Genomic DNA, 8,619 nt, shown 5'->3' on the forward strand with positions numbered 1-8,619 from the left:
GGCGTGGTGGGAGATGCTCGTGGCCTTCTTCGTGGGCTTCGTCGCGGGGGCCATCCACTTCGGCACGCTGAAGTCGCATCGGGTGGACTTGCAGAAGAGCTTCCTCGCCGCGCTCCTGGGGTCGCTGGTGGCGCTCGGGCTCACGCTCCTGCTGCCGCCCTTCAACGCCGTGCGGGCGCTGTTCGGCGGGGTGGTGCTGCTGGTGCCGGCGATGGTGGTGACGCTGGGCTCGCTGGAGCTGGCCATGGAGTCGGTGGAGGCGGGCCTGCCCCGGCTGACTTATGGCCTCTTGCGCTTCCTGATGCTGGGCGTGGGCATCGCGGCGGCGGGGACATTGTGGCGCTTCGCCTGGCCGCTGCCGCCGCATGTCGAGTCGCACGCGCTGCCGCCGCTCCTGACGTTCCTCCTGATGGCGGTGGGCGGCGTGGCGCTGTCGGTGTGCATGTCGGGGCGGCCGCGCGACGTGGCGTGGATCGTGGGCGGGGTGCTGCTCGCCTACGGGACGCAGGTCCTGACGAAGCTGCTGCTCGGGGACCGGGGCAGCCCGCTGCTGGCCGCGTTCGTGCTGGGCGTCGCGGGGCTGCTCTACGGGCGCAAGGGGGACCGGATGTCCATGACGGTCATCCTGCCGGGGATGTTGCAACTGGCGCCGGGCTTCATCGGCACGGAGGCCATCGTCGCGCTGCTCGGCGCGGGCACCCCGGGCGCGGAGGACGCCCGCCTGTTCAACGTGATGCTGGTGGCGCTCCAGCTGGTGCTGGGGCTGGTGTTCGCCACGGTGGTGGTGCCGCCTCGCATCCCCGTGGACCGCGACGCTCCCGCGTCCCCACCCGCCAGCGGGTGAGGGCGAGAGCCGGCGCTCAGAAGCCAATCGCCGGAAGTGGCGGCCAAGGCCCGCCGTCCAGGGCCTGCTCCAGCGCTTCCGCGTAACGGCGCGGGAGTGCCGGCTCCGGGATGCTCCGCTCCGAAATGGCCAGGATGGCGTGGAGCCGCTCCCGCGCCGCGCGCCGATCTTCGTCCTCCCGTGCGCGCTGGGCCACGGAGGCCGCCAGCCGCAGGAGCCGGAGCACCACCGCGGGCTCGGCGGCGCCGTAGCGGAGGATCTGATCCGTGGCCAGCGCCAGGTAGTCCCGCAGCGTGGGGCCGTGCAGGAACACGCGAGGCGTCCCCGCGGCATCCGCCAGCACGCGGGGCCCCAGGCGCATCCGGCTGAGCCCGCACAGGAGGAACGTCAGCTGGTCCAGCGCCTCCACCGCGGTGTACGGATCATTGATCCCCGGCGAGAGCGCCTTGATGGCCACATCCACCAGCTGGCGCACCCCCAGCGCGAGGTCCCGGTCCGCGTCCCGCCAGCGGTCCAGGTGGATGGCGCGGCACACGCGCGACTCGCTGGACTCGTGCCCCGCGGAAGCACGCGCCTCCACTTCCATCCAGCCCATCTGCTCGCCGTGAATCACCGGCTCCCCCACGGCCCGCTCCAGGTGGATGGTGAGCTGATGCGCCGTCGCCACCTCCAGGAGGGCCCCCGCGTCGACGGAGGCGATGAAGCCGTCCGCCCGGGCGCGAAGCGGCCAGACCGTCCCCGGAGAATCCCCGCGGGCGCGGACCGGGACCGCCGCGTCGACGTCCGCTGCCCGGAACCGCTCGAGCGTCCGGGCCGCGCCCAGCGTGTCCTGGCGCACCCGCCGGACCAGGTTCTCCACGCGCATGAGCTGGAGCGTCTGGAGCACCTGGAAGATGAGCGCGCCCTCGCAGACGATGAGCAGCAGCATGGCCAGCGCGAGCGCAGGGCGGGGCGCGCGCTCGAGCCCCGAGACGAAGCCGAACGCGTGCGTCGCCGCCAGGCAGAAGACGCTCGTGGCGACGAACACCGGGATGACCACGCGGATGCCCGCGCTGTGGAGAAACAGCCGCAAGAGGCGCGGCGAGTACTGCCCCGCGGCGCTCTGCACCACGAGCATGGACAGGGACAGCACGATGCTCAACGAGGTGAGGGCGATGCCCAGCACCGTGGAGAGCATGCTCCGCGCCTCGGTGGCCGTGGCCCGCCAGGCCACGCCTCCCAGCACCCCCGCCACCGGGAGCGGTCGCATCACGGTGAGGACGCCCAGCAGGGCTCCCAGCAGGGCTCCCAGCACGGGCGGAATCCACAGCTGGTGCCGGAGCCACCAGCGGAAGACAGGGGTCTCGCGGGGCCGCCGGGTGCTGGCTCGGGAGGGTCCCTGTGCGTCCGCCACGCGCGTCAGCTCCTAGGGGCGCACGATGCAGCGGAAGCCGATGTGGCTGGCGCCGCTGTCCACGGCCTGGGGCGAGCGCGCGGCGGGGCGGTAGCGGCGGCAGTAGTTGGGCGCGCACAGGTGGCTGCCGCCCTTGAGGACGCGGCGAGGAATGGTGATGGCGGGCGTCGAGGGGTCCTGGCTGTCCCGCGCGGTGGCGGGGCCGCGCGGGTTGACGGGGATGCAGCACGCCTTGCCTTTGTTGCCCTGGTGGCGCTCCTGGTACCAGTCGGTGGTCCATTCCCAGACGTTGCCGGCCATCTCATGCAGGCCGTATCCATTGGGCGGGAAGGCGCCGACGGGGCAGGTGCCTTCGTGGCCGTCCTCGCGGAGGTTCTGCCATGGGAAGTAGCCCTGCCAGGTGTTGGCCAGGTGCTCGCCGTTCGGGGTGAAGTCATTGCCCCAGCAGAACTCGTTGCGGTCCAGGCCGCCGCGAGCGGCGCGCTCCCACTCCGCCTCGGTGGGGAGCGCCTTGCCGGCCCAGGTGGCGTAGGCCTCCGCGTCCTCGAAGGCGATGTGGACGACGGGGTGGTCGCGGCGGTGCTTCACGGAGGAGCGGCGGCCTTCGGGGTGCTTCCAGCAGGCGTCGGGGACATAGCTCCACCAGTTGGCCACGTTGCCCAGGTCCACGGGCCCCCGGGCCTTCTGGAAGACGAGCGAGCCGGGGACGAGCGTCTGCGGTGTGGCGCCGGGATAGTCCGCGGGATTGAGCGGGCGCTGGGCGACGGTGACGTAGCCGGTGGCTTCGGCGAAGCGGGCGAACTGTTCGTTCGTCACGGTGAAGCGGTCCATCCAGAAGCCGGAGACGGTCACCTGATGCGCGGGGGCCTCTTCCGGATAGTGGTGGTCGGAGCCCATCCAGTACGTGCCACCGGGAATCCACACCATGTCCGGGAACGGAGCCCGGCCGGGGCGCGCGGCGGTGTCGGTGGGCTCCACGTCGGGCGTGGCGTCGAGGCTGTCATTCCGGTGCATGGCGGGAAGTCCTCCAACGGAGAACATCCGGCCCGGCGCGGGGAATGACACTCGCACCGGGGGCCGGGGAGGGTGTCGGGCAGTGGAGCAATGTGCGCTCCACGGCCCGACGACCCGGACGGCTAGTGGTGCGACTGCTGGAAGCGGTGGATGAACTGCTCCACCTCGTTGGCCAGGGTCATGACCTGGTCTCCGACGCCGGGCTCCTCATGCTGCTTGCGCGCCGCCGCCATCTTCTGTTTCACGCGCTCCTTCATCGGCCCGATGCTCAGGCTGCCCGGGGCCTGGCTGGGCAGGAACTCGATGAGGCTCTCCGCGAACTGCTTCACCAGCATCTGCGCCGGGACGAACGTGAACATGCGCTCGCCGTACCACTGGGTGTACAGGCCGGAGTGGGGGCCATACTCGAACGGGTCCGAGCGCAGGTTGATGAGGTAGGGCCACGCCGGGCTGAAGCGCTTGCCGCTGAACCACATGTCCGGGCCTTCACCGTCCTGGTAGCTGAAGATGATCTTCCAGTCCTTGTACCGGACCGCCGCCAGGTCGCCGCTGTCGAGCACGTAGATGAACTCGTTCCGGCGCCCCTCCTCCGTGCCCGCCAGGAGCCCCGTCTGGTCATACCCATCCAGGTAGACCCGGAAGGTCTTGGGCCCCGCCTTGTAGCCGCGCTTGCACTTCTCCACCAGGTCCGAGGGGCCGCCCGCCGCGGCCACCAGCGTGGGCATCCAGTCCTCGTGCGCGAAGATGTCGTTGATGACGCGCCCCGGCTCCACCACGCCCGGCCAGCGCACCAGGCACGGCACCCGCACGCCGCCCTCCCACGTCGAGCCCTTCTCCCCGCGGAACGGGCTGTTGCCGCCGTCCGGCCAGCCCATCTTCTCCACGCCGTTGTCGGTGGAGAAGACCACCAGGGTGTTGTCCGCGATGCCCAGCTCCTCCAGCTTGTCCAGCAGCACCCCGACGATGTCGTCCAGCTCCCGCATCGCGTCCGCGTAGAGGCCATAGCCCGTGACGTTCCGGTACTTCTCCTGGAGGAAGGTCCAGACGTGCGTGCGCGTGGTGTTGTGCCAGAGGAAGAACGGCTTGCCGTCCTTCACGGCGCGCTCCATGAAGTCCAGCGACCCCTCCAGGAACTCGCCGTCCACGGTCTCCATGCGCTTCCTGGTGAGCGGACCGGTGTCCTCGATGCGCTGGCTGCCCACCATGCCCCAGCGCGGGTCTTCGGTGACGTCCTTGCGGTTCGTGGCCCAGCTGTGCAGCACGCCGCGAGGCCCGAACTTCGCCTTGAAGGCCGGGTCCTTGGGGTAGTCCGGGCACTCCGGCTCGTTCTCCGCGTTGAGGTGGTAGAGGTTGCCGAAGAACTCGTCGAAGCCGTGGTTGGTGGGCAGGTAGGGATTGGAGTCGCCCAGGTGGTTCTTGCCGAACTGGCCGCAGGTGTAGCCCAGCGGCTTGAGCAGCTCCGCGATGGTGGGGTCGGAGTCCTGCAGGCCGTACTTCGCGCCCGGCATGCCAATGGTGGTGAGCCCCGTGCGAAGTGGGTTCATGCCGGTGATGAACGCCGCGCGGCCCGCGGTGCAGCTCTGCTGGCCATAGCAGTCCGTCATCATCGCGCCCTGCTTCGCGATGCGGTCGATGTTGGGCGTGCGGTAGCCCATCATCCCCTGGTTGTAGGCGCTGATGTTCCAGAAGCCGATGTCGTCTCCCCAGATGACCAGGATGTTGGGCTTCTGCTTCGCCTGCTTCCCATGTCCGTTGCCCGAGGTTTTCGCCTTGCTCGCCATGAACGACCTCCTGGTGACGAGGTGCCCACGCGAGCCGACGTGGGCCTCGTCCCGCGGGGCAGGGCCGGGGCCTCCGGCGCGGGGAGCGTCAGCCCATCAGCGCGAAGAGGTAGCAGATGAGCGTGAGCAGCAGGTTCGACACGGCGAACGTCACCGGATAGCCGATGGCCGGGATGATGCTGTTCGTGGCCTCCTGCGATGCACGCATGCCGGCGCTGTTGCACCGCGCCCCCGCGACGGCGCCCATCAGCACCGCGGTGTTCATCTTCATCACGTACTGGCCCACCGCCCACGCGAGGGTGGGCGGCACCAGCGCCGCGATGACGCCCACCACCAGGATGGGCACCAGCGTGCCCCCCGCGACCGCGCTCGCGACGCCCGCGCCCGCGTTGATGCCCAGGATGGCGATGAAGACGTTGAGGCCCAGGTCCTCCAGCAGCTCGCGCGAGGCCTCCGGGAAGGGGCCTCCGAACGCCGGGTTGTGCGTTCGCAGGATGCTCAGCCCGATGCTCACGATGAGCAGCCCCACCGCGGAGCCCAGGCTGAACTTCACCCCGCCCACCGGCACGGTGATGGCGCCCAGGAAGGCGCCCAGCGACAGGCCCAGGGCCAGGGTGATGATGTCCGTCACCAGGCTGGGCCGCACCAGGTGGCCCACGCGCTTCTGGAGCGCCTCCAGGCGCCGGCGGCTGCCCGTCACGCGCAGCACGTCACCCCGGCGGATGACCTCGTCCGGGTCGATGGGCAGCGCGTCCCCGGCGCGGAACATCGCGTTGAGGTAGAGGCCGTGGCCCTCCTCGCGGGCCAGCTCCCCCAGCGTGTGCCCGACGAGGTCCGCCTTGTGCGCGACGATCTCCACCGTCTCCACGCGCACGTCTCCCAGCGGTGAGTTCACCTCCGGCCCGATGCGCGTGGGCCCCTGCAACAGCAGCCCCACCGGGCCCGCCACGGCGACCTCGTCCCCCCGGTGCAGGACGAGCCCGTCCTCCGGCAGGTAGATGCGGCCCGCGTGAAGCACCCGCTCGATGCCCGCGCGCGGCGCCAGGTGCGCAAGCTGCGCCAGCGAGTGCCCGTCCACCTCCGGGCTCTCCACGCGGAACACCCGCACGTGCACGGACGCGTTGCCCCGGAGGAAGGACTCGGCGGTGCCGGGCAGGGGGGCCTGCTGCTCGCCCGCGAGCGCCTTCTCCATCGCCTTCGCATCCGCCGCCGCGTCCCGGCCGAAGGCCTTCGGCAACACCTTCACCATCACCGTGAAGATGACCATGCTGACGGAGTAGAGCAGCGCGTAGGACGTGGTCAGGTTCGCGCGGGCCTGCTCCAGCGTCGTGCCCGCGGGCAGCTTCACCGCGCCGCCGCCCAGCGCCGCCTGCGCCGCGCCGAAGCCCGGCGTGGCGGTGTTCGCGCCGGACAGGATGCCGGCCATGAGCCCCGGCCCCAGGTGGAAGACGAACTTCGCCAGGTACACCAGCAGCGCGGACGCCAGCGGCACCAGCAGCGACAGCAGCAGCAGGTGGCGGCCCTCGCGCTGGAGGCCGCCAATGAACTGCGGCCCCACCTTCATGCCGATGGCGAAGATGAAGAGGTTGAAGAACACCGTGCTGGTGAACTCCGGGATGGCGTAGGTGACGTGGAAGGCCTGGAAGGCCCAGAGGCTCACCACCATTCCCAGCAGCAGCGTGGCCGCGGTGGCGCCCAGGCCCACGCCCTTCACCTGCACCTTGCCCAGCGCGTAGCCTGCCGCGACGACGAGGAACAGCAGGATGAAGGGCTGGTGGCCCAGCGCCGCGAGCAGCCTGCCGAAGACGCCGTGTGGGGCCGGGGACGCGCCGGGCGCGGACGTGCCCTGGGCCAGCGCGACGGCCGCCAGCCCCAGGGCCGCGGCCCCCACGACGAGCACGGTGTGACGGGTGATGACTCGCATGGGGAACGCTCCCTCTTCGTCGTGGGTGCTCAGTGGTGGTAGCCGGACGCCTCTTGCTTCGACATGGGCGTGCCCACCGGGTGGCGGCGGAAGTGCTCGATGCTGGCCACCAGGTCGTGCACCAGCAGCGTGGCCAGGTCCCGGCTAACGCCGTGGCGCACCAGCACGCGCTGCACGACCAGGTCCTGGAGGTTGGCGGGCATGGGGTAGGCGGGCACCTGCCAGCCGCGCTCGCGCATCCGGTCCGCCAGGTCATAGAGCGTGAAGCCGGGGTTCACGCCGTCCTTCATCTTCCAGCACACGCCGGGCACGCCGCCCCGGCCGTCGTAGAGGATGTCGAAGAGGCCAATCTGCTCGATGGCCTTCGCCATGAAGTTCGCGGTGTCCGAGCACGCCTGCTGCACGCGCCGGTAGCCCTCCTTCCCCAGGCGCAGGAAGTTGTAGTACTGGATGACGATCTGCCCGCCCGGCCGTGAGAAGTTGAGCGCGAACGTCGGCATGTCCCCGCCCAGGTAGTCCACGCGGAACACCAGCTCGTCCGGCAGGTCGCGCTGGTCGCGCCACACCACCCAGCCGCAGCCCAGCGGCGTCAGGCCGAACTTGTGGCCGGAGGCGTTGATGGACTTCACCCGCTCCAGGCGGAAGTCCCACACCACGTCCTTGTGGATGAACGGCGCGAGGAAGCCTCCGCTCGCCGCGTCCACGTGGATGGGGATGTCCAGGCCCGTGCGCCGCTGGAGGTCGTCCAGCGCCTGCGCGATGGCCTGCACCGGTTCGTAGACGAGGTTGAAGGTGACGCCCAACGTGGGCACCACGCCGATGGTGTTCTCGTCGCAATACTTGAGCACCTCCTCCGGCGTCAGCGTCATCCGGCCGGGCGCGAGCGGCACCTGCCGCAGCTCCACGTCGAAGTAGCGCGCGAACTTGTGCCAGCAGATCTGCACCGGTCCGCAGATGAGGTTGGGCTTGTCCGTGGGCTTGCCTTCGGCCTCGCGGCGCTTGCGCCAGCGCCACTTCATGGCCAGGCCGCCCAGCATCGCGGCCTCGCTGGAGCCGGTGGTGGAGGTGCCGATGGAGTTGTTCACGTCCGGCGCGTGCCAGAGGTCGGCGAGCATGTTCACGCAGCGCGTTTCGATCTCCGCGGTCTGCGGGTACTCGTCCTTGTCGATCATGTTCTTGTCCAGGCACTCGTCCATCAGCCGGTGCACCTGGGGCTCGGCCCACGTCTGGCAGAAGGTGGCCAGGTTCTGCCGCGAGTTGCCGTCCAGCAGCAGCTCGTCGTGCACCACCGCGTAGGCGTGCTCCGCGCTGTGCTCGTCATCCGGGATGCGGAACTTGGGCATTGGGATGGACAGGTCCGGTGAGGCGTAGACGTCGTCGTTGATGCGGTCGCGGACTTCGTCCCTTCCATGCAGCGGCATGCGCGCTCCTTGGTGGTGGGTGGGCTTCCCCACTGGAAATGGGGCGCGCGCGCGCAGGGCGTCGACCTCCAGGGAGGGACGGCCAGCGGCACGGCCTCCCATTGCACCCGCCGGGCGTGCCTTGTGCGACAGGGGCCTGCGTCTCCAGGGTGAACCCACACAAGGGAGGACGGTCCATGGCGAAGGGAAGCTGGAGCAGGCAGGGGCGGGCGGCCGCGGCGCTCGTCTGCGCGGTGGGGCTC

At 70.5% G+C, this 8,619-nt stretch carries 6 protein-coding genes; 1 reads left to right on the forward strand and 5 read right to left on the reverse strand.

Translation table 11 applies throughout. The features are described 5' to 3' along the window. Positions 1-844 (forward strand): threonine/serine exporter family protein (locus D7W82_RS36575; RefSeq protein WP_120622723.1); only part of this gene is annotated, 844 nt, incomplete at its 5' end. Positions 845-860: 16 nt separating this feature from the next. Here D7W82_RS36575 and D7W82_RS36580 read toward each other — a convergent pair. The 5 genes from D7W82_RS36580 to D7W82_RS36600 all read right to left on the reverse strand — a co-directional run bounded on the left by D7W82_RS36580 (position 861) and on the right by D7W82_RS36600 (position 8,377). Next, on the reverse strand, positions 861-2,237 hold the full coding sequence (locus tag D7W82_RS36580; RefSeq protein ID WP_233588156.1) for a DUF2254 domain-containing protein: 1,377 nt from the start codon (positions 2,235-2,237) through the stop codon (positions 861-863). 12 nt (positions 2,238-2,249) lie between these two features. Beyond that, a complete protein-coding gene (locus D7W82_RS36585; RefSeq protein ID WP_120622725.1) occupies positions 2,250-3,251 on the reverse strand; it encodes a formylglycine-generating enzyme family protein in 1,002 nt (333 codons plus the stop codon). Between the two features lie 122 nt (positions 3,252-3,373). Beyond that, positions 3,374-5,032, reverse strand: coding sequence for an arylsulfatase (locus tag D7W82_RS36590; RefSeq protein ID WP_120622726.1), 1,659 nt, complete (start codon positions 5,030-5,032; stop codon positions 3,374-3,376). 88 nt (positions 5,033-5,120) lie between these two features. After that, positions 5,121-6,956, reverse strand: a complete 1,836-nt coding sequence (locus D7W82_RS36595) for an aspartate:alanine exchanger family transporter (RefSeq protein ID WP_120622727.1) — start codon at positions 6,954-6,956, stop codon at positions 5,121-5,123. Positions 6,957-6,985: 29 nt separating this feature from the next. Next, positions 6,986-8,377 carry a glutamate decarboxylase gene (locus D7W82_RS36600; protein ID WP_120622728.1) on the reverse strand — a complete coding sequence of 464 codons (1,392 nt, stop codon included), beginning with the start codon at positions 8,375-8,377 and terminating at the stop codon, positions 6,986-6,988. Positions 8,378-8,619: the final 242 nt, after the last annotated feature.

Origin of the sequence: Corallococcus sp. CA049B (genome assembly GCF_003611685.1) — a bacterium.
Classification (GTDB): Bacteria; Myxococcota; Myxococcia; order Myxococcales; family Myxococcaceae; genus Corallococcus; species Corallococcus coralloides.